This is a genomic window from Vibrio sp. R78045, assembly GCF_042466085.1.
GTDB classification, from domain to species: domain Bacteria; phylum Pseudomonadota; class Gammaproteobacteria; order Enterobacterales; family Vibrionaceae; genus Vibrio; species Vibrio cyclitrophicus.
Map to the genome: position 1 here is coordinate 164,727 of NZ_JAXHBS010000018.1, position 21,318 is coordinate 186,044.

14 protein-coding genes are annotated in these 21,318 nt (G+C 43.9%); 11 read left to right on the forward strand and 3 right to left on the reverse strand.

Going from position 1 to position 21,318, the window contains the following annotated elements; translation table 11 throughout:
• The first annotated feature begins 275 nt into the window (after nt 1–275).
• The 11 genes from SJY39_RS22430 to SJY39_RS22480 all read left to right on the forward strand — a co-directional run bounded on the left by SJY39_RS22430 (nt 276) and on the right by SJY39_RS22480 (nt 15,239).
• Nucleotides 276–1,649 (forward strand): O-antigen ligase family protein, encoded by a 1,374-nt coding sequence (locus SJY39_RS22430; RefSeq protein WP_016789313.1) that lies wholly within the window; start codon nt 276–278, stop codon nt 1,647–1,649.
• A gap of 93 nt (nt 1,650–1,742) precedes the next feature.
• Nucleotides 1,743–2,528, forward strand: coding sequence for a DapH/DapD/GlmU-related protein (locus SJY39_RS22435; RefSeq protein WP_065612510.1), 786 nt, complete (start codon nt 1,743–1,745; stop codon nt 2,526–2,528).
• On the forward strand, nt 2,521–3,639 hold the full coding sequence (locus tag SJY39_RS22440; RefSeq protein ID WP_065100827.1) for a glycosyltransferase: 1,119 nt from the start codon (nt 2,521–2,523) through the stop codon (nt 3,637–3,639). Before SJY39_RS22435 ends, SJY39_RS22440 begins: the two co-directional genes overlap by 8 nt.
• Nucleotides 3,636–5,060: a chain-length determining protein gene (locus SJY39_RS22445; protein WP_065100388.1), complete on the forward strand. Its 1,425-nt coding sequence runs from the start codon at nt 3,636–3,638 to the stop codon at nt 5,058–5,060. The genes SJY39_RS22440 and SJY39_RS22445 overlap by 4 nt, the downstream gene beginning before the upstream one ends.
• Before the next feature lie 329 nt (nt 5,061–5,389).
• Complete coding sequence (locus SJY39_RS22450; protein WP_065612509.1) at nt 5,390–6,490, forward strand: glycosyltransferase; 1,101 nt, start codon at nt 5,390–5,392, stop codon at nt 6,488–6,490.
• The gene (locus SJY39_RS22455) at nt 6,487–7,674 is read left to right on the forward strand and encodes a glycosyltransferase family 2 protein (RefSeq protein WP_065612508.1); all 1,188 of its coding nucleotides are present in this window, start codon (nt 6,487–6,489) and stop codon (nt 7,672–7,674) included. Before SJY39_RS22450 ends, SJY39_RS22455 begins: the two co-directional genes overlap by 4 nt.
• A 9-nt stretch (nt 7,675–7,683) precedes the next feature.
• On the forward strand, nt 7,684–8,343 hold the full coding sequence (locus SJY39_RS22460) for a sugar transferase (protein ID WP_065612507.1): 660 nt from the start codon (nt 7,684–7,686) through the stop codon (nt 8,341–8,343).
• Nucleotides 8,344–8,495: 152 nt separating this feature from the next.
• Nucleotides 8,496–9,374, forward strand: a complete 879-nt coding sequence (locus SJY39_RS22465) for a LysR family transcriptional regulator (RefSeq protein ID WP_010440956.1) — start codon at nt 8,496–8,498, stop codon at nt 9,372–9,374.
• A 99-nt stretch (nt 9,375–9,473) separates the two neighbouring features.
• A complete protein-coding gene (locus tag SJY39_RS22470; RefSeq protein ID WP_372275432.1) occupies nt 9,474–10,586 on the forward strand; it encodes an efflux RND transporter periplasmic adaptor subunit in 1,113 nt (370 codons plus the stop codon).
• A 10-nt stretch (nt 10,587–10,596) separates the two neighbouring features.
• The gene (locus SJY39_RS22475) at nt 10,597–13,725 is read left to right on the forward strand and encodes an efflux RND transporter permease subunit (RefSeq protein ID WP_372275465.1); all 3,129 of its coding nucleotides are present in this window, start codon (nt 10,597–10,599) and stop codon (nt 13,723–13,725) included.
• Nucleotides 13,726–13,736: 11 nt separating this feature from the next.
• A complete protein-coding gene (locus SJY39_RS22480; protein WP_010440961.1) occupies nt 13,737–15,239 on the forward strand; it encodes an efflux transporter outer membrane subunit in 1,503 nt (500 codons plus the stop codon).
• A gap of 269 nt (nt 15,240–15,508) precedes the next feature.
• Here SJY39_RS22480 and SJY39_RS22485 read toward each other — a convergent pair whose 3' ends face one another.
• The 3 genes from SJY39_RS22485 to SJY39_RS22495 all read right to left on the reverse strand — a co-directional run bounded on the left by SJY39_RS22485 (nt 15,509) and on the right by SJY39_RS22495 (nt 21,185).
• Nucleotides 15,509–16,432 carry a LysR family transcriptional regulator gene (locus SJY39_RS22485; protein WP_010440963.1) on the reverse strand — a complete coding sequence of 308 codons (924 nt, stop codon included), beginning with the start codon at nt 16,430–16,432 and terminating at the stop codon, nt 15,509–15,511.
• A gap of 433 nt (nt 16,433–16,865) precedes the next feature.
• Nucleotides 16,866–19,994, reverse strand: coding sequence for an efflux RND transporter permease subunit (locus tag SJY39_RS22490; RefSeq protein ID WP_010440965.1), 3,129 nt, complete (start codon nt 19,992–19,994; stop codon nt 16,866–16,868).
• 12 nt (nt 19,995–20,006) lie between these two features.
• Nucleotides 20,007–21,185: an efflux RND transporter periplasmic adaptor subunit gene (locus SJY39_RS22495; RefSeq protein WP_010440967.1), complete on the reverse strand. Its 1,179-nt coding sequence runs from the start codon at nt 21,183–21,185 to the stop codon at nt 20,007–20,009.
• Nucleotides 21,186–21,318: the final 133 nt, after the last annotated feature.

A 21,318-nucleotide genomic window follows, 5' to 3' on the forward strand; every position in this document is an offset into this window, starting at 1 on the left:
GTCTAGTTAACCAATTCGATCTCTGTAACGCTTCTATTCAATCTGATTCTCAATTTGAAATAACCTCAAAACCCATCGAAACCTGCCAGGTAAATAATCATTAAATTCAATGATTTAATTACAATTCACATGTGGCACTCACCTTGCTATCTATTAATACGCGCAAAATTTTTCTATTGAGTTTAGAAGCCGATATTTCGTAAATTTTAATCATGATAGTTTTCAGAAAGTTCGACTACCTGAATCCGTTGATGTGCAAGCCGCAAGGAGATGCGATGAACTACCAAGCCAACAGAACACCACTCATTATTGGGCTTTCAACCATGAGTCTAATAATTGGTGCTGCTTGGTATTTAGTTCCTCATCCTGCGGTGGTTATCGTGCTTGCCTTTATACCGCTGGGCGCTTTATTCGTTATCAATAAAGCGTTTTGGTTTGTGCTTTTGTTCGTCGTATTTTCATTCTTCAGAATTCATGAGGCACTACCTCAACTTTACCCATTAAAGATACCTCTACTGTTATCTTTGGGAGCATTATCGGCACTGCTATGGCATTCGTTAATCAGTAGAGAGCTTAAGATATTCTGGCACCATTCACTGAGCTGGCTGGCCATCTTTTGGTTGCTGACCATTGTTGGCCTTGTGTTCGCATCTAGCCGTTCAATCGCATTTGCAGAATTTAAAAGCATTTATTGGAAGATCATCGTCATGACGCTCGCCATTACTTGGTTGGTTAATACGACGGAAAACCTCGCAAAGACAGCGATGACTATTATCTATGCAGGGGCTTTGGTGAGTATCATCGCTGTTTATAATTCAGTAAACGGTATTGGTATTGTCGAAGGTTCTAGGGTGACTATTGGACGAGATTTAGGCTCGATGCTCGGTGACCCGAACGATCTCGCCTTGGTGTTGCTTTTCCCGCTCGCATTCGCCATTAGCCAAACCATTACACCCGGTATTTCCAATTTCAAGCGGATAATTAGTGCATTAGTTTGTGTCTTATTGTTAGTTGCGATTATCGCTACTCAAAGCCGAGGTGGATTACTTGGCTCGATTGCGGTTGTTGGTATCTTTGCTCTGAAACTCATTCGTTCAAAAGTGCTATTAATATCATTGGGGGCGGTCGGCGCGATAGTACTCTATTTTGTCGCAGGTATAGGCGATAGATCATCTGGAGGGGCAGCGGAACAAGGTATTGATGAATCTGCCATGGGGAGAATTTACGCTTGGGAGGCGGCCTTTAAAATGGCCGTAGAAAATCCATTGACAGGTGTTGGTTTAAATAACTTCTACTCAAACTACTTCTTCTATAGCTCCTATTGGGACGGCTTGAATCACGCAGTTCACAGCACATGGTTTGGCGTTCTGGCAGAAACAGGCTTTATTGGCTTAGTCATTTTTGTCACTTTGATTATCTCGTTAATCAGAACCTCAAGAGCCACGCTAGCACGGTTATCTCAAGCCGGTACGTCTGTCGCACCCGAACTTAATGCCGTCGCTTATGCCGTGTATGCCGGTTTAGTCGGTACCATAGTATCTGGCACCTTCCTCACACAAGGCTTCAACTGGCCAATTTACATTCTAGCTGCACTCACAGTTTGCGTATCAAACGTGTCTCATACTGCTTGTCAAAATGAGAAAACCTAAAAGAAAAACTCTAACTTACTGAAATAAAAAAATAAATTTAGTGGCACGTAATGTGAAAGTACATCTATATAACAACATAGAAGGAACTTCATTATGACGTCAGCATCCATACATCAATTCAAACATTGGCTTAAATTTCATCCTAATTCTCGAATTAGAAATGTATTTTTCATTTTGAAAGACCTAAGAAGCGCCGAGCTACCTACCCCACAAATACTTAATCGCTGCCTATACCAAGCACACAAGTTGGTTGCAAATATGGTTTCTGGCTTTACCCGATTCTTCTACTGGACGCCCACATTCAAAGGCAGAATCGCTCAATGTGGAAAGCATTTGTATCTATACGGTGGCTTGCCATTTGTGAGCGGTCCACTACAGATTTCAATTGGCGATAACTGTCGTATCTCTGGCCACAGTACATTTTCAGGCTGTACTCAGCCATTAGAGGGCTTAGAGCACCCTCTTCTTTCCATTGGTAATAATGTCGATATTGGTTGGCAGTCAACAATTGCCGTGGGAGGTAAAGTCATCATTTCAGACAATGTTCGCATCGCTGGCGGTGCATTCTTGTTTGGGTACTCTGGCCACCCGCTTGATGCAAAACGTCGAGCTGCAGGTGAAGGTGACGACCCTCAACAAATCGGCGACATTGTTCTTGAGCAAGACGTGTGGTTAGGTACTAACGTCACTATAAAAGGTGGCGTGACCATTGGCGAAGGCGCTGTTGTTGCAACTGGTAGTGTGGTTACGAAAAACATCCCTTCGTTTTCAATCGCCGCAGGTAATCCTGCTCGAGTCGTTGGTCAAATTAAGTCCGAAGAAGTGACGAAATCTGATGCATTTGATTCATTTGAAACTCGTGGAGGTGATCATGCGTGATTTAATCGTATTCGGTGAAGACTTTGGCGGTCTTCCGTCGTCGACTCAACATCTTGTTCGTCATCTTGCTAAAACACACAAAGTGCTTTGGGTAAATTCAATTGGTTTGAGACAGCCTAAACTTTCAGTAAAAGATGTCTCTCGTGCGTTCAACAAACTATTGGGTAAGACAAACGCAGTAACACAGAATATGCTCGACTCAAATGGGCAAAGCAACATTACAGTCGTCAATTTAAAGACGATACCGGCACCAGCGTCTAAATTATCAAGAAAGCTGGCGCAACGAATGATGTTGAAACAACTTAAGCCGATTATTGCAGAGCTCAACCTTTACGCTCCAATTCTTTGGACATCACTTCCCACGGCTGTTGACCTGTGTGGTCACCTTGGCGAATCTGCAGTGGTTTATTATTGTGGAGACGATTTCAGCGCCTTAGCCGGTGTTGACCATCAAACCATTACTGAGCATGAATCTGAACTCATCGAAAAGTCAGATCTAATCTTTGCAGCAAGCAAGAAGCTCATGACTAAATTTCCTGAAGATAAATCTCAACTATTGCCACACGGAGTCGATGTTGGTCTCTTCTCAACACCAACCGTTAGAGCGGACGATTTGCCGAGTAATCATCGACCAATCGCGGGCTTTTATGGCAGCTTATCTAAGTGGTTAGATTATGAAATGATTGGACATGTTGCTAGCGCAATGCCGGAATGGGATTTCGTCTTTATTGGCCCAAACGAATTAGATAACTTAGCGCTGCCGACACTTAATAACGTGCATTACCTTGGACCACGACCACATCATACGTTACCAAGTTATTCCCAGCACTGGAATGTGAGTCTGCTGCCTTTCGTTGATAACGAACAAATTCGCGCATGTAGTCCATTAAAACTCATGGAATACCTAGCAGCAGGAACGCCTATTGTTACAACGCCATTCCCTGCTCTCTTGCCTTATCAAGAACACGTTACAACCGTTAACAACGCACAACAAATGATAAAGGCACTCGATAGAGCTCGCCAACTTTCAAATTCACCGATATCAATCGTTGAAAAAGACAGCTGGCAGAACCGTGGTAACTTCGTACATTGGATGTTGGAGCTATTATGAATAATCTTAAATTGCGACTATTAGTTCTTTTGAACGCGGCGTGGCGTCAGCGTTACGTAATTATGGTACCGATTCTTATCCTTCCTTTCGTTGGTTTCGGCGTGAGTAAGCTAGCACCGACAAAATATGATGCTCATACCAGTATGTTGATTCAAGAAACTGCGAAGATGAACCCTTTTTTAGAGGACATTGCCGTTTCAACTATGCTTAAAGATCGCATCAGTGCACTTAGAACACTGCTTCATAGCCGTCATGTCCTCTATTCGGTAGCAGAAGAGCTTGAACTGATTACTCCAAAGATGTCGAGTTTGGACCGTGAGGAAATTATATCTGATTTGTCTAAACGTTTATCCGTGACTCAGCTAGGCAAAGATTTTCTCAAAATCAGCCTAAGCTCAAACACATCGATTGGTATGGAAGCGACCCTTCAGTCTGTCAGCGAACACTTTATTGAGCAGTTGTTAGCCCCGGAACGTTCATCCATTCAAGATTCTAGTGACTTTTTGAAAATTCATATTGATGAACGCAGTGCCGAACTCGCTGATGCAGAAGAAGCATTAGCGCTCTATGTGAATGAAAACGTACACTCAACACCAGAAGTGCAAAGTCAGAGCTTGAATCGTTTAGCTTCACTCAAACAAACACTTGCAGAAAAAGAAGCGGAATTATCTGGTGTTAAAAAAAGTTTAGGTTCGATTGATCAACAATTATCAAAAACCAACCCCGTGATTGGGCGCTTAGAAGATCAGATTATTGATATTCGTAGTGAACTCACTTTGCTACAAGCCAAATACACCGACAGACACAGTGCCGTGCAAGCAAAAGTTCGTGAATTAGAGCGCCTTGAGAACGAAAGAAAAATGCTACTCGATCTAAAACAACCGAGTATGAACAGTGATCAGTTATGGGACATTGCCAGTAGCACCACATTGAACAAGTTATCAGATACTCAACCACTTCTTGTGACCCAATTACACAGCTTGCAATTAGTTCGAGCTCAATTTGAATCATTAACCGAAGAGACCAAGAGCCTGAAAACAATGATCTTTGAGTTAGAAAACAAGGCTAACAATTTCGGTGAAAACGCCAAAGAGATGTATCGACTTCAACGTGATGTGAATATCAAACGTCAACTGTACGATGAGTTGACGGAACGTTATGAAATGGCTCAGCTAACCGGGTCGTTAGGTGTATTCGAACAGAACAAACGAGTTAAAATCATCGATTTACCGTTCACTCCGAGCGTAAAGTCAAACATGCCAACCTTCGTGTTTGTCCTAGCAGGACTAGTAGCTGGAATTGGTTTAGGTATAGGTTTGGCAGTGTTATTCGAATTGTTCGACTCTTCCATTAAACGTAAGGAAGAAATCGAAGACATTTTAGGTGTGCCAGTGATCACTGTTATTCCGAGAATGAGCTAGTTCAAAAACCAGCTACGCCGATTTAAATTTGAACCAAGACACCAGCTCAGTGCTGGTGTTTCTCTTTCTAAACGTATTCACTCTTCGACTATTATTTATTCCTGATCTTTGAGCATCTGCCAGTTTAAGCATGTACTTTACCTTCGCTTTCACTCACTCATTCCATCATTGTGTTTTGATTCCTATATTGAGAATGACAAAGCAACAACATAAGAAAAAACATAAGGCCATGATAAATAACAATTAATAAGTTGGCATAACTCGTGCAATTGTCTAATGAGAAAATAACATCGAACAAACTTAGACCATTTTATTGCAGGGAGAAAATTATGGGAAACCAACTCGCTAAACATGGAAAGAAGGTAATACATGTTGTTCAGCACCTTGCACCCGGAGGTCTAGAGACACTTACCTTAGATTTGCTTCGCTTTGCTAAACCGTATGACCAGGTGCTGATTGTAAGCTTAGAGGGAACAAAGCAAGAATCTATCGATAATTGGCCGAAACTAGAGTCTTACCACAACCAAATCGTATTTCTAGACAAAGAGCCAGGCGTTCAATTCAATGTCATTCTCAAGCTAATTAAAGCGTTCAAAGCTATCCGCCCAGACGTGGTTCACACTCATCACATTGGCCCATTGCTGTACGCCGGCTATGCTGCACGCATAACGGGAGTGCCAACACGAATTCACACCGAGCACGACGCATGGCACCTAAACAACACTAAACGTCGTCGCCTGCAAGCTCTTGCATTGAAAGCCGCTCAGCCCACTCTCGTTGCTGATGCTACTCGTGTTTACAAACAACTTTGCCGCGCCTTCTCTTACAAAAACATCATTACTATTAAAAATGGCGTCGATTGTGACAAATTTAGACCGCAGCCAATAACAGAGGCCAGAGCGAAACTCAATCTGCCACTCGACAAACATATTATTGGTTGCGCAGGTCGACTAGAACAAGTTAAGGGCCAAGACCAACTCATCAAAGCGCTTGCCCTACTACCAGCCAATACCATAGTGGCATTTGCTGGAGTCGGTTCTAAGCGTGAACAATTGGCAGCATTAACCAACAAACTGCAATTAAATGAGCGCGTAATATTTCTTGGTTTAGTTGAAGACATGGCAACCTTCTATGGTGCATTAAACGTATTCTGCCTTCCATCCCGATATGAAGGTTTACCGCTTTCAACGCTTGAAGCTCAAGCCTGCAACATCCCGACGGTCGCAATGAACGTTGGAGCAGTTGATGAAACTTTATGCCCAGTGAGTGGCACACTTGTTAAAAGTGGCAGCATTACTGGGCTCGCCAACGCATTGTTAGAAAACCAAAATGAATGCTTTTTATCCCCACGGAGTTACGTACTTGAACATTTCGACATTGTAAAAATGGTCGCCTCTTACAACGACATTTCTGAAGGAGCTTTCGCATGAACGATTGGATACTCGCTGGCTTATTTTTGTTTTCTAGCGCTTTGATTGTTTATCACCACGCAGCATATCCAATACTGTTACGTTGGTATGCACGACACCATCCAGCTCGTACTGTAAGCGAAAACTCTCGTTGCTATAAAGATGTAGAGCAAGACTGCACACTTCCAACTATCACTATCCTTGTGCCTGCATTTAATGAAGAACAATGGATAGCAGATAAGATTCGTAACCTATCCGCTCTTGATTACCCTAAAAAGAAATTGCAAGTGATTATTGCCTGCGACGGATGTACTGACAACACGGTCGAAATCGCGCAGATGACCATTCAAGAAGCGATGTGCAGCGATATTTACTTTGAAATACATGACCATGTACAAAACAGAGGAAAAGTTTCTGTTATCAACGAAGAAGTGACGAGCATAACAAGTGACATCATAGCATTGAGTGACGTTTCAGCGTTGATATCATTGGATGCACTGTTAATCGCAAGTGCGCATTTTGAAAGTGACAAGGTTGGTGTTGTTAATGCGACTTATCAACTATGCCCTACTGGAAACGAAGGTGAAAACACTTACTGGAAGTATCAAACCGTTGTTAAAGAGTGCGAAGCGTCGATGGGCTCTAGTTTAGGTTCTCACGGTGCTTTCTATTTATTTAGAACGAGTTTGTTTGAGCCACTGCCTCTAAATACCATCAATGATGACTTCATTTTACCTATGCAAATCGTAAAACAAGGCTTCATCGCGGTCTACGAAGCACAGATGGTGGCATTAGAGCTTGAAGCATCCAACTTGAGAACTGACTTTAAACGTCGATTAAGGATTTCTGCAGGCAATATGCAGCAAGCAATTCGATTAGTTGGCCTATTCAACCCCAAATTTAAAGGTATCGCGTTTGCGTTCTTCTCCGGAAAAGGATTAAGACTGTTAACACCCTATTTAATGATTGTTTGCTTAGTGTGCTCAGTTCTTCTTAGAGATTATTTAGTATTCGAAGTCATGCTTTGGGCGCAAATTGCTGTTTATAGCATCGGCGTACTGGGTTGCATCATGCCTAAGAATCTCACTAATAAACCGATTTCTTTAATTTCATATTTAATCGTTGGTCATTATGCCAACTTCATTGGTGGCATACGTTACCTACTAGGACTCGAAAACGCCCCTTGGACTCGAGCTAATCGTTAAGGACTAACCATGATGAACATTGACCAACTATCTAACCAAAACTTATACCAAAATAAAATTGCTCGCGCGAAACGTACTTTTGATTTTGTAAGCTCTTTATTCGCGTTAGTTATCTTATCTCCGGTGTTCCCATTTATAGCACTGGCTATTGTGCTAACCTCACGCGGGCCGATCTTCTATCGTCAATTGCGCGTTGGTAAATCAACACCTGAGAAGATGGAAATATTTGAAATCATGAAGTTTCGCAGCATGTACGAAGATGCAGAAACACGTTCTGGTGCGGTTTGGGCGACTCAGAACGATCCTCGCATCACCCCTGTTGGGCGGTTTCTGAGAAAGACGCGTCTTGATGAACTTCCACAACTATTTAATGTATTAAAAGGTGAGATGTCGCTGATCGGCCCTCGCCCTGAGCGTCCAACCTTTTACAACAAATTGGAAAATGAAATTCCATACTTCGCTGACCGCACATACGGCGTAATGCCTGGTATCACGGGGTTAGCTCAAGTTAATCAAGGTTATGACACGTGCATAGATGATGTTCGTCGTAAAGTCGGTTTTGATCACAGTTACGCTCTGAGTCTATGCTCTGTTAAATCTTGGATTGCAGCAGATCTAAGCATCATTACTAAAACAATTGTTGTTATGTTGGACGGACGCGGTCGCTAAACTTTGGATTTTGTTGCTTACCATTGCTCGATTCTAATTTAACTAAAACCGATGAGTACATAATTACTCATCGGTTTTTTCGATTTTATATACCATTTGATATACGATACCAACCAATTATCCCAAGTCAGCATTCGAACACGTCCATCATTATGAAAATCGAAGACCTTAAACTATTCACGACCGTTGTTGAACTTGGTAGCTTTACCGCTGCAGCTAACGCATTAGATCTACCACGTGCGAATGTCAGTCGACGGATCAACGATTTAGAGAAAACACTCAATATCCAATTGTTCTTTCGTACCACTCGAAGTTTATCGGTCACTAAGTCAGGTGAGCTTTATTATAACGAGTTACTGAAAGCATTAAGTGCACTTGAAAAAGCCAACCACATGGCATCTAACCTTTTAGAAGTTCCACACGGTCGTGTGAAAATTGGTTTGCTTCCAGAGACAGGCGATATCGTTCAATCTACGCTCTTTAAATTCCAAGATTTATACCCTGAGGTTGAACTCGATATAAGAAGTATCAGTAACGGCTTTCTTGACATGTACCGCCAAGGACTAGATCTCGCCATGCATGGTGGCCGCTTAAGTGACTCCAACGTGGTGGCGCGTAAGGTGATGGATTTACAACGTATTTTTGTTGCTAGTCCAGAATACATTGAGAAATATGGCAAACCCTCAACGATTGAAGAACTCTCTCGTTTTCCGTGTGTTTGTTTTCGCTGGCCAAGCGGCGATATAGACAAAGAATGGGAGATATCAGGCCAAGTAGTTAAGGTCGAACCTTCTATCGTCAGCGACAGTATCGGTTTCGTAAAAGGCGCATCAACACGTCATCGAGGTATCGCTCTATTACCAGAACTCATGGTGAGGCAAGAGCTCAAAGACGGTTCACTGATTAACCTTTTCCCGACCGATACTATGCGAAAAGATGAGGCTTGGTTGTTGTATCCACAACGCAAGGCATTGAGTCATGCTAGCCAATTATTGATTGATTTCTTGTTACAAGAACTGCCAAATCTTTAGTTATTGTCATGATTAGCATGACAGTGTTATACCGTTAACACTGATTATCTCTGACTTACATCTAGATACAATTGCTCTATCAATATTTAGGAGCAATTCATGATGCCAATCTATCGCTATTCCCTACTTGCAGCGACTCTTCTGTCTCTTATCGGTTGTAACCAATCCGTTGTAACCACACCATCTGGCATGGGTCAGAAGAAAAAACAAGATCGCCCGATTCAAGTCGTTCAGCTAGAACCACTAGCAAATCAAACTCACAAATCGTTTACAGGTAAACTGCAATCTTCTGAAACCGCAGGCGTGGCATTTCGTGTTCCCGGCACCATCCAAAAGATCCTAGTGTCGACCGGTGATACCGTAGTTAAAGGTCAACCTTTAGCAGAACTTGACCCGCACAACTACCAAGTTGCGTTAGAGGAGTTACAAGCTCGCGCATTAGAGGCGAAATCAGCACACAAACTTGCCAAGGCAGAACTCGCACGCGTAAAACAAGCGATTGATGACAACGCCATTGCTAACGTTAACCTAGACAGAGCAATTAGTGGTTACGAGCGTAGCGAAGCAGCCGTTAAAGTCGTTGAGCAAAACATTCGCCGTGCCAAAGACACCATTCGTTATACTCAACTGCTCGCGCCTTTCGATGGAATCGTTGCTTCTTCCAACTTCGATCAGTACGAGCAAGTTCTACCGGGCATCTCTGTGTTTACGATTCACAACCCGGACCAACTTGAAGTTAAAATTGATGTCCCTGAAAATCTCATTCATAAATTCAGCTCAGATCAACAATCGCAAATCAGTTGGTATGGGTCAAAACATCAACTAACGGCTTACGCCAGTGAGATCTCGACTCAGCCACATCCAATCAAGCAAACCTACTCAGTGACTTACCGTTTAGCGTTACTCACTGATGAACAAGTATCTGGACAACTCTTACCGGGCAAAGCAGTAACCTTGTCGACTCAGCTAGGTGAAATCTCTAACAACTTCTGTCTACCTTATTCAGCCATCGTGAATCAATCGGGTATCGAGCAAGTGTTCACGATCGAAAACGAACAAGCACAAGGTGTAATGGTTAACGTTGTATCGCTTAACAAAGACTCAGCATGTGTTGAATCGACATTGAAAGATGGCGACTACGTGATCGTTAGCGGCTCTCAGTACGTGATCGAAGGTCAGCATTTCTCAAATATCCAAGTCAAGAGCCTGTAGGTAGACCATGATGAATCTAGCTGATTTTGCGATCAAACAACGCACCTTCATCCTGTTTTTCACTGCATTGAGTGTGATCGCAGGCCTATTCTCTTATTTCGATTTAGGCAAGCTTGAAGATCCAAGCTTCACCATCAAAACCGCTGTGGTCGTCACTCTATACCCTGGCGCTTCAGCTGAAGAAGTTGAACAACAAGTCACTGACACCGTCGAAACTAAGCTTCAAGAAATGGCGACATTAAACCGACTTCGTTCGCTGTCTCGCCCTGGTATGTCGATGGTATTTGTAGACTTGAGGGAGTCACTACAATCAGACCAATTACCACAAGAGTGGGATCTATTGCGTCGTAAAGTGTCTGATATGAAGATACTTCTGCCCAGTACCGCCCAAATCAGCGTTGTACAAGACGAATTCTCTGAAGTGTATGGCATGCTTTTCTCAATACACAGTGAAGATGCATCACCTGTCGAATTGCGCCGTTACGCAGAAGAATTACAACGACGCATCAAAACCGTTGATGGCATTAAAAAAGTCGAGCTACACGGCGTTCAACCTCGCGTCGTGCATATTGATATCCCAGACGAACGGCTGGCTCAATACGGTCTATCGATGGCACAAGTTTGGAGTCAACTGAACACGCAAAACACAACATTTGAAGCGGGTAAGTTTTCCGCGGGTAGCGAAAGAATCCGGGTTCAACAATCCAGTGAGTTTTCGTCTCTGGAAGACATCAAAAACTTAATGCTTAAAGGCGGTGTAAGTGAATTTGGCACAGGCCTAATTCGCCTGGGTGATATTGCTGAAGTCACCATGGGTTACCAAGAACCAATGATGACTGAAAATCGCTATAACGGCTCACCCGCGGTGACCTTAGCGATGAGCCCTGTTACTGGCGTTAACGTTGTTTCGTTAGGCGATGACATCAACCGTATCGTGAATGATTTCCAAGCGACTCTTCCACTCGGTGTTGATATCGCAACCGTTGCCAATCAACCAGATGAAGTGCAAAAATCGATTGATAATTTCGCCAACAACTTAGTTGAAAGTGTCGCGATTGTATTTATCGTACTTGCCGTTTTCATGGGACTAAAGAGTGCCACGATCGTTGGTACTAGCTTGATCCTGACTATCCTACTGACCTTAATCTACATGAACTTAACTTCTATTGATTTGCATAGGGTTTCGTTAGGCACGTTCATCTTGGCGTTAGGTATGTTGGTCGATAACGCGATTGTTATAACCGATATGATGATTGTTAAAATCAACAAAGGGATTGACCGTACTAAAGCGGCAATAGATTCAGTAAAAGAAACGGCTACACCGCTGTTTGGTGCAACCGTCATCGCTATCATGGGTGCAAGCCCAGTTATCTTCTCAAAAACAGATGCCGCCGAGTTTTCTAGCTCAGTATTCCTAATCATCGCTTCATCTCTGTTGTTATCTTGGTTTGTCGCGATGACCTTCACTGCACTGATGTGTTGGATCTTCATCAAGCCAACGAAGCAAAAAGAAAATACTAAAATCAGCTTATACCGTAAGAGTGTTAATTGGACCGTAGATAACCCGCTAAAAGCATTGAGCGCTCTGGTTCCATTGATATTAGTAACGGCGCTCGCAATTCCAAGTATTGCTGTTAACTTTATTCCACAAGCCGACCGACCTATCCTGTTTTTGGATTATTGGCTACCGAATGGCGCAAAGGTGGAGCAAACATCGGAAGACATGAAGCGTATCGAAGCTTGGTTATTAGAACAACCGGAAGTGACCAGCATTTCAACCTATGTCGGTGCCGGTGCCCCACGTTTCTCCGTAACCATTGAACCAGAACCGTTTGACCCTGCGTACGGCCAAATTTTAATCAACGCGACTGACTTCCCTTCATTGAGTCCATTAATTGCTCGTGGTGACAAATGGTTAACTGAGGAGTTTCCAAACGCCGACCCACGCTTTAGAAGCTTAAAACTCGCAACCTCAGATAAATTCAGCGTTGAAGCTCGTTTCTCAGGCCCTGATGTTAACGTTCTACACAACCTATCTGAACAAGCTCAAGCGATTCTAGCGGAGCACCCCGATACCAAGTACGTTCGTGATGACTGGCGCCAGAAAAGTAAAGTGCTTGAACCTATCATCAACCAAGACAAAATCCGCCTAGCGGGTATTAATAGAGCAGATATCGCCTTTGCAATGAAGCGTGCGTCTGAAGGCATGCCTCTTGGCCGCATGAACCTAAACGATGAGTTGGTGACGATCCAACTACGTGGAACTGAAAGCTCAATTGAATCACTAGAAACACTGCCTGTGCGTTCACTACTTGGTGTGCACAGCGTGCCTCTAGGTCAAGTTATTGATGGGTTCGAACTCACCAGTGAAGAAACTATGATTTGGCGTCGTGACCGTGTGAAAACTATCACAGCACAAGCAGGTGTGGGTCGTTACACCACGCCAGCGGCAGTCAGAAACTCCATCAAAGATCAAATCGAAGCGATTCACCTACCTCATGGTTACAGCCTTGAATGGGGTGGCGAATATTATGACGAACACAAAGCCGTAAGCGATATTCTCAAGCAACTTCCAAAAGCAATCTTGTTGATGGTGATTATCTTGGTCGCGATGTTCAATGGTTTCAAACAGCCCGTTATCATATTCACTACCTTGCCATTAGCTGCAACTGGCGCAACGTTCAGCTTATTGCTGTTAGATAAACCGTTCGGATTTATGGCATTGATTGGTGCAGTAACACTCACGGGGATGATCATCAAAAACGGCATCGTGTTGATGGATCAAATTGAGCTTGAGCGTACCAATGGTCGTTCATTATCAGACGCGATTAAAGAAGCTACCGTAAACCGAACCATGGCAATTTCAATGGGGGCGTTAACCACTGCTCTTGGCATGATTCCACTGTTAACCGACCTGCTATTCGATCAAATGGCCGCAACCATTATCGGTGGTCTTGCCGCTGCAACCGTATTGTCACTATTCGTAATGCCTGCGTTATATAAGCTCTTCTATCGTTCAGAAGAGAGTGCGACTACGGTCAACGAAGCCATTCAAGATGCAATTGTCACCCTTGAAGCAACACCCAATTGTACAGTCAGTGGAACTCCAAATGATAACCAACCAAACATTAACAAATAAGGAGCATAAACATGTATCTATTACCTCGGTTTAAAGTGGCTCCTATTGCCCTAGCACTACTGCTTACAGGTTGTGCGGTTGGACCTGATTACGAAGAACCACAAACAACAATGGCTGAAACTTTTCTCTACAGCCAGAATAGCGAGAACCACAGCGAGACAAACCAACAACACCGTCACTGGTGGACGCAATTTAATGATCCTACGCTAAACCAATTAGTGACCGACGTTCAAAACCAAAACATCCCTCTTAAATTGGCGGCAGAACGCATCAAGATCGCTAACTCGTACAAGAGTGTCGTTGAATCGTTCAAAGTACCCACAGTGAACGTTGGCGGCGGTTACTACAACTATCAACTGAGTGAGAACGACTCCCTACTCGGCCCAGTCTTTGGGGCGTCAGACGCAGTTGAATCTGCAACAGGCATGTCGTTATTGGAAGCGCAACACGATGGTAGTTTCTTAGGTGCGAGCATCGCATGGGAAATGGACTTGTTTGGTCGAATTGACAAGCAATCCAACGCCGCAACGATTCGTATTGAACAAGCTGAAATATTCCAATCAGGTTTGAACACACTGATCACCGCAGATGTGATTCACAACTACCTGCAATACCGTGGCGCTCAAGAACGTAAAGCGATTGCCCTTGAGAACATTCAAGATCAAAAGCAAACACTGGAACTGGTCACCAAGGTTGTAAGAAGTGGTTATGGTTCTGAACTAGACCTTGCTCAAGCCAAAGCAATGCTTGCCGGAACAGAGTCTATCGTGCCGCAACTGGAGATAGCAGAGCAAGTTCACAAGCAGCGTATGGCAGTATTGTTAGGTCAATCACTCATAAGCGTGAATCAGCGTTTAGCTGTCGAATTTACCTTGCCAAGAATGACAGACATTATCCCTACGGGGTTACCTTCTGACTTGTTGGAACAACGCCCAGACATCCGAATCGCAGAACGTGAAATGGCGGCGATTAACGAAGAACTCGGCGCCAGCATTGCTAATCGCTATCCGAAGTTCTTCCTAACGGGCACACCAGGTATCACCGCAGGTAGCTTTGATGATCTGTTCAGTAGCGACTCGTTCGGTTGGGCTGCATCTGCAGGCATCAGTTGGAATGTATTCGATGGTGGCAGGGGTGAAGCCATGGTGGAAATGAACGAAGCTAGATTCCGTTCTGCTGCGCTTAACTACCAACACTCGGTAGACAGCGCGTTTGCAGAAGTAGACTCAACATTGTTCGCTTATGGCAGAAGCCAAGAAAACCAAAAGCGGATAGATGAAGCAACAGCCGCCGTGGACAACGCCGTAAGCAAAGCGAAGTCATTATACAAAGCGGGTCTAGTTGATTACTTGTCGGTACTCGACGCACAAAGACAACAAAAAGCGATGCAAGATCGTCAAGTAGCCGCCAAGCTTCAAACGGCCAACACCACGATTGCGGTATATAAAGCGTTAGGTGGAGATTGGAAAGTTGCTAGTGAAACACAAAGTGTCGAATTAGCTTCTGCAAACTAGGAAATCTATACACACCCCTTCAAACCAATGATCTCAATAAAAATACCGCTGACTCGATCAGCGGTATTTTTGTCATTATATAAAACTCAACTATCTTTACCTGCTCAACATGAAGATGCAGGTTTCAATCTCTGAAAACTATCCGTAATTCCGGATGTCAACGGGCCTGTAACCTCAGGCAACACCAATCCGTACAAAAAAACCATGCTGTACTGAATGCATAATTAATAACTAGGCCTACCAAGTAGCTGATTGATATATCTTTCTCTTTAAGCGAAGTGCTTCTCCCAGCTTGGTGGTGTACCAATGATCTCTTGAACGATTTCAATAAAGGCCAACACCAGCGGCGACTGCTTTCGATGAGTGTACATAGCATAGATATCACCAAAAGACGGAATTTCGCGCTCTGGCAACAATTGCACCAAACCTTGCTCAGCCAAACCTTCATTCAGCATAAATTGGCCTATCTGACCAAAACCGAGCGAGGCTTTTATACTTTCGACAATTAACTCAGGCTCGTTCACTCGGTAGTTGCCTTTTAGGGCGTAAGTTTCAAGCTCCCCAGTGTTACTCTCTAGATAGAACTGAACTTTGTCCGCAACAAAACCTGCATGTGAGTAGATAATGCTTGGTAACATCGTCAGCTCTTCTGGGCTACGTGGCATACCGTGCTTATCAATAAATGCTTCTGAGGCAACTATGACCGTTTTGTTGTCGGCAAGCTTCTTGGCAATCATCGACGAATCTCTCATTGGGCCAATACGAAAGACAATATCAAACCCCTCGCCCACCAAATCAACACGGCTATCATCTAGTATCAATTCAATCGACGCTCTTGGGTAACGAGTTAGAAACTCCTCAACTGCTTTTTGCAGAAACCGACGACCGAACAGAGTCGTGCTCGATATACGGAGATTGCCGATAGGTTCTTTATAGAAACACGCGGCTATATTTTCCGTATCTTCAAGCAACTCACTCACCTTCACTGCTTGCTCTACGATCTGTTTTCCTACATGAGTAAACGAAAGTGAGCGGGTTGTGCGATTGATCAACCTTACGCCCAAGTGCTCCTCTAGTTGTTTTACCTGCTTTGATAAAACAGAGCGATCAACGTTCAGCCTATCTGCAGCTTTGGCAAAAGATCCTGCTTTGGAAACTTCAAGAAGCAGTTCTAATCGTGTTGCTAAGTCCATTGTTTCGTCCAACTTTGACACTTTGTACAAGATATTACTGCACATGAAGTGTCACTTAAATTTATAAAATTATTAGGCAGCGCCTAATACAGTAATAAGTACTATGTAGTTAATCTTCAAGCCCAAGCCATGAGGCGATCGGTCGTTTTTCATGTACCACAACAAAATGAGTTCATACGCAAGGAAAAAGCAATACAGTCTGCTAACCCCACACAAGACAACTAAAAAGATCACCAACAAGCAAAATTAGAAAGATATAAACAGAAAAACATCAATCAAGTCAGTGAGCTAACGCAGAAAACTATTAATGGTATGCTTTCCCGAGAAAGGTAACCCCTTTATTCGACAGACAACAGATATCAAAAACAAAGCCCCTTACGACAAACGTTAGAGGGCTTTTCAATTTAGGCCTAATCTTCAATTAGAATTAGATTCAATTCCGCTTTCTATTCACCAACATATAAAAGACTGGCGTTAACAATAACCCAAATACGGTTACGCCAAGCATGCCATAGAAAACCGCGGTTCCCATCGCTTGACGCATTTCTGCACCAGCACCTGTGGCAAGCATTAACGGAATAACACCCGCAGTGAAAGCAATGGAAGTCATTAAGATTGGACGTAAACGCAACCGACACGCCTCCACAATAGCATCTAGTGGGCTTTGTCCCTGATCTTTTAGCTCTTTTGCAAACTCAACCATTAAGATCGCGTTCTTACTTGCCAAGGCTACCAACACAATCAAGGCGATTTGAGTGAAAATGTTGTTATCTCCCCCAACATACCAAACCCCAGCCAACGCCGATAAGATGGTCATAGGCACAATCAAAATAATAGAGAATGGCAAAGTTAAACTCTCATACTGAGACGCCAGAACCATAAACACCAGTAGCACGACCAATGGGAAGATATAGACCATGGTATTACCCGCAATGATCTGTTGGTATGTCACCTCCGTCCATTCATAAGCCATACCTTCAGATAGGGTTTGCGCCAGTACCTCTTCAATAGCACTTTGAGCCTGGTCAGAGCTGTAACCAAATGCTGGGCTACCGTTAAGCTCTGCACTTGGGTATCCGTTATAGTGCATCACTCGGTCTGGACCAATTGATGGAACGACTTCCAGCACAGCTCCTAAAGGCACCATGTCACCGCGAGCGTTTCTCACTTCATATTTCAAAATCTGTTTCGGATCGACCCTAAAATTCGCGTCCGCTTGTGCGTTCACTTGATAAGTGCGACCAAACAAATTGAAATCATTGACATATAAAGAGCCAAGGTAAACCTGTAATGCATCAAACACTTGCTCAAGCGGAATGCCTTGCAACATAGCCTGCTCGCGGTCAATGTTGATCTCCATTTGCGGAACTTGAACCCTAAAGGTCGAATACAAACCTATGAGCTCAGGGCGAGAGCGCGCTTCCAGAATCACTTGGTTTAACTGATTAAATAGCTCTTCGAATCCTTTATTCGAACGGTCTTCAATCTGCAATTTAAATCCACCTGTAGAGCCCAGGCCTTGAATTGGAGGGGGTGGGAAAATCCCAACAAACGCTTCATCAATAGCAGAAAAACGCTTATTGAGCTCAGCCACAATAGCATTAGCATAGAGATCCGGCGTCGTACGCTTATCAAAAGACTCCAAACTAACAAAAACAATGCCGCTATTTGGGCTGTTAGTGAAACCATTCACTGAAAGCCCAGGGAAAGAGATTGTCTGCGCCACCCCCGGAATTTCGAGCGCCATTTGCTCCATTTCACGGATTACTGCATCGGTTCTGTCTAAGCTCGCTGCATCAGGTAATTGAGCTATTGCAACCAAGTATTGTTTATCTTGCTGCGGGATGAAGCCTCCTGGCACTGCGTTAAACAAGGTCGCTGTGCTACCGAGTAAACCAAAGTAGATCACGACAACAATCGCACTCATTCGAATGAGCTTTTTAACCAAGCTTTGGTATTGATTTGAGCTTGCATCAAACAGTCTATTGAACGGTGCAAATAAAAAACGCCCAAAGATGGTATCCAATACACGTGTCAACCAATCTGGCTTGGCGTCCTTCTCTTTAAGCAGAAGAGCAGAAAGCGCAGGCGACAGCGTCAAAGAGTTGAACGCAGAGATGATGGTCGAGATCGTAATCGTCAATGCGAACTGTTTGTAGAACTGGCCAGATAAACCAGTAATAAAGGTCGTTGGTACAAATACCGCACACAAGACCAAAGCGATCGCGATGATTGGCCCTGTAACTTCCGACATTGCCTGTTTTGTCGCATCCAATGGAGAGAGACCGTTATGAATATTCCGCTCAACATTCTCAACCACCACAATCGCATCATCGACAACAATGCCTATTGCGAGCACTAAACCAAAAAGAGACAAGGTATTAATAGACACGCCTAACCACTGCATGACTGCAAATGTCCCGACCAAAGACACTGGGACTGCAATAATCGGTATGATTGATGCTCGCCATGTTTGCAGAAACAATATCACCACAATCACAACGAGAATGATCGCTTCCAACAACGTGTGAATGACTGCATCAATAGACTCTCGTACGAAGACGGTAGGGTCATACGCGATCTCATAAGAGACACCTTGTGGAAACTTCTCAGATAAATTCGCCATAACAGAACGTACATCATCAGACAATTGAATTGCATTAGAACCCGGTCGCTGGAAAATCGGCATCGCCACTGCAGGTTTGCCATTCAGCATTGCTCTCAACGCATAGGTATTCTGACCTAACTCGACCTCAGCGACATCGCGAAGACGTGTTATTCCACCGTTTTTGCCAACTTTGACTACGATATCTCGAAATTCATCAAGGTCTGCCAAACGGCCTTTTACATTTAACAGAATCTGAAATTGGTTATCGATACTCGCAGGTTGCGCACCCAACGAGCCTGCTGCAACTTGCTGGTTTTGGGCACGTACAGCATTAACCACATCCATCGCGGTTAGGTTACGAGAAGCGAGTTCATCTGGGTTAAGCCAGAGGCGCATCGAGTATTCACCGCCGCCGAATAGCCGCACGTCACCCACACCACCTAATCTTGCGACTTCATCCTTGATGTAGAGATTTGTGTAGTTAGACAGGTAACTGATTTCTCGACTCTCATCTGGCGAGTAGATATGAACCACCATCGTTAAGTCGGGTGACGCTTTCTCTGCGATAACACCTAGGCGTTGAACCGCTTGCGGTAGACGCGGAAGCGCACTATTCACACGGTTTTGTACCTGTACTTGAGCCTTATCCAGATCAGTCCCTAGAGCAAAAGTAACCGTTAGTGTCATACGACCGTCACTCGTCGCTTGAGAAAACATGTACAGCATATTCTCGGTGCCGGTGATCTCCTGCTCTAATGGTGTAGCAACCGTTTCAGCAATCACTTTCGGGTTGGCACCTGGATAATTGGCTGTCACCACTACGGTTGGAGGAACTACTTCAGGATACTCACTGACCGGCAATTGAAACAGAGAAATACCACCGGCAATAAGAATGAGTAGTGAAAGCATAGATGCGAAAATGGGTCTCTGAATAAAGAAGTGCGCAAATTTCATAATTCTCTACTCCTATTGACCTTGCATCGAAGAGACACTTTGCTCTTGCGTTTCTAGCTTCGCCAATGTCAATCGCGTACTTGAAAGATCAAGATCCACAGGACGTGGAATAATCTCAGTATTTGGCCCAACCTTTGCTGGACCATTTACCGCAATGTAATCACTGCTCTCTAGGCCACTAATAACAGCTCGATACTTACCGTAGCGCTCGCCCAGCTCTATAGGTCGGTATTCTAAGACATTTGCTTCATTCATCGTTAAAACAAAACGGTTTTCTAGGTCTGTACCTATTGCTCGCTCTGGAACCAATAAAACATCTTGCTCATCACTGGTTGTGATTTGCACACGGCCAAACGAACCTACCAACAAAGGATGTTTGTTTGAATCGAAAACGGCGCGCACAGTCAACGTACCCGTATTAATGTCAATGGCGTTATCAACGAAGTCAACTCTCCCCGTGACCGATGTATCAGATAGCCCAGACAGAGTAAGACGAGCTGGTAATTCAGACTCTACAGTCGTTCTAGAAAAGTATCGGTTCCAAGTACGTTCATCCACATTAAAGTACGCATATACCTTTCCATTAGAGACGATGTCTGTAAGCACACTCTGGTTGGGATTAACGTTGTTACCTTCAGTGATAAAAGCATGAGAAATTGTGCCACTGATTGGCGCATAGATACGTGTAAAATCCAAGTCTAGTTGAGCTAATTTCAATTGAGCCACAATCGCTGACAGCTCCGCCGCACGTTGCTTCACCGCTGTAGAACGCGTTTCAGCCTGCTCTGCAGATATAGCTTTGCGTTTGATCAACTCGTCCGCACGCTTAAGTTCACTCTTGGCTTGAGAAAGTGCGGCTAGTGCACTCGACTTCTGAGCCTTAAGCTGTTCAACACGAGCAGCAAATGGACGAGCATCTAGTGTCACTAACAGATCGCCTTTTTCCACTCGTTGTCCATCCTGAAACTCAATCGTCTCGATCATTCCCGACACTCGGGGCATTAAAGACACTTCTTTAGGCGCTTCTATGCGTGTGGTGTAAGTAAACCACTGTTGTACTGGCTCTTGCGCCACTTGTGCAATATCGAGTTCAGGAAGAACCTTCGATGGTGCTAAGGCCTTTGCCTCTTCGCCACTGCACCCATTAAGCACTGCTAACAACACGCTAGCAGCAATCATTTTTTTATACATAAATAACCTCACCTATTTGCGGCGGCTATTCTAAGAAGGTGCGGTGATGCAGAAAAGCCCCCAATTCAAACATTTAGTAATGCCTAATTTGCACGATTGAAAACCCGACTTGATCGTTGAACCCGTGTTATCA

Excerpts from the sequence above, each read along its gene's own strand:
- SJY39_RS22430 (WP_016789313.1), top strand. The coding sequence starts at position 276 with ATGAACTACCAAGCCAACAGAACACCACTCATTATTGGGCTTTCAACC.
- SJY39_RS22490 (WP_010440965.1), bottom strand. The coding sequence starts at position 19,994 with ATGAAATTTGCGCACTTCTTTATTCAGAGACCCATTTTCGCATCTATG.
- SJY39_RS22440 (WP_065100827.1), top strand. The coding sequence starts at position 2,521 with ATGCGTGATTTAATCGTATTCGGTGAAGACTTTGGCGGTCTTCCGTCG.
- SJY39_RS22460 (WP_065612507.1), top strand. The coding sequence starts at position 7,684 with ATGATGAACATTGACCAACTATCTAACCAAAACTTATACCAAAATAAA.
- SJY39_RS22470 (WP_372275432.1), top strand. The coding sequence starts at position 9,474 with ATGATGCCAATCTATCGCTATTCCCTACTTGCAGCGACTCTTCTGTCT.
- SJY39_RS22455 (WP_065612508.1), top strand. The coding sequence starts at position 6,487 with ATGAACGATTGGATACTCGCTGGCTTATTTTTGTTTTCTAGCGCTTTG.
- SJY39_RS22435 (WP_065612510.1), top strand. The coding sequence starts at position 1,743 with ATGACGTCAGCATCCATACATCAATTCAAACATTGGCTTAAATTTCAT.
- SJY39_RS22445 (WP_065100388.1), top strand. The coding sequence starts at position 3,636 with ATGAATAATCTTAAATTGCGACTATTAGTTCTTTTGAACGCGGCGTGG.
- SJY39_RS22485 (WP_010440963.1), bottom strand. The coding sequence starts at position 16,432 with ATGGACTTAGCAACACGATTAGAACTGCTTCTTGAAGTTTCCAAAGCA.
- SJY39_RS22450 (WP_065612509.1), top strand. The coding sequence starts at position 5,390 with ATGGGAAACCAACTCGCTAAACATGGAAAGAAGGTAATACATGTTGTT.
- SJY39_RS22495 (WP_010440967.1), bottom strand. The coding sequence starts at position 21,185 with ATGTATAAAAAAATGATTGCTGCTAGCGTGTTGTTAGCAGTGCTTAAT.
- SJY39_RS22475 (WP_372275465.1), top strand. The coding sequence starts at position 10,597 with ATGAATCTAGCTGATTTTGCGATCAAACAACGCACCTTCATCCTGTTT.
- SJY39_RS22480 (WP_010440961.1), top strand. The coding sequence starts at position 13,737 with ATGTATCTATTACCTCGGTTTAAAGTGGCTCCTATTGCCCTAGCACTA.
- SJY39_RS22465 (WP_010440956.1), top strand. The coding sequence starts at position 8,496 with ATGAAAATCGAAGACCTTAAACTATTCACGACCGTTGTTGAACTTGGT.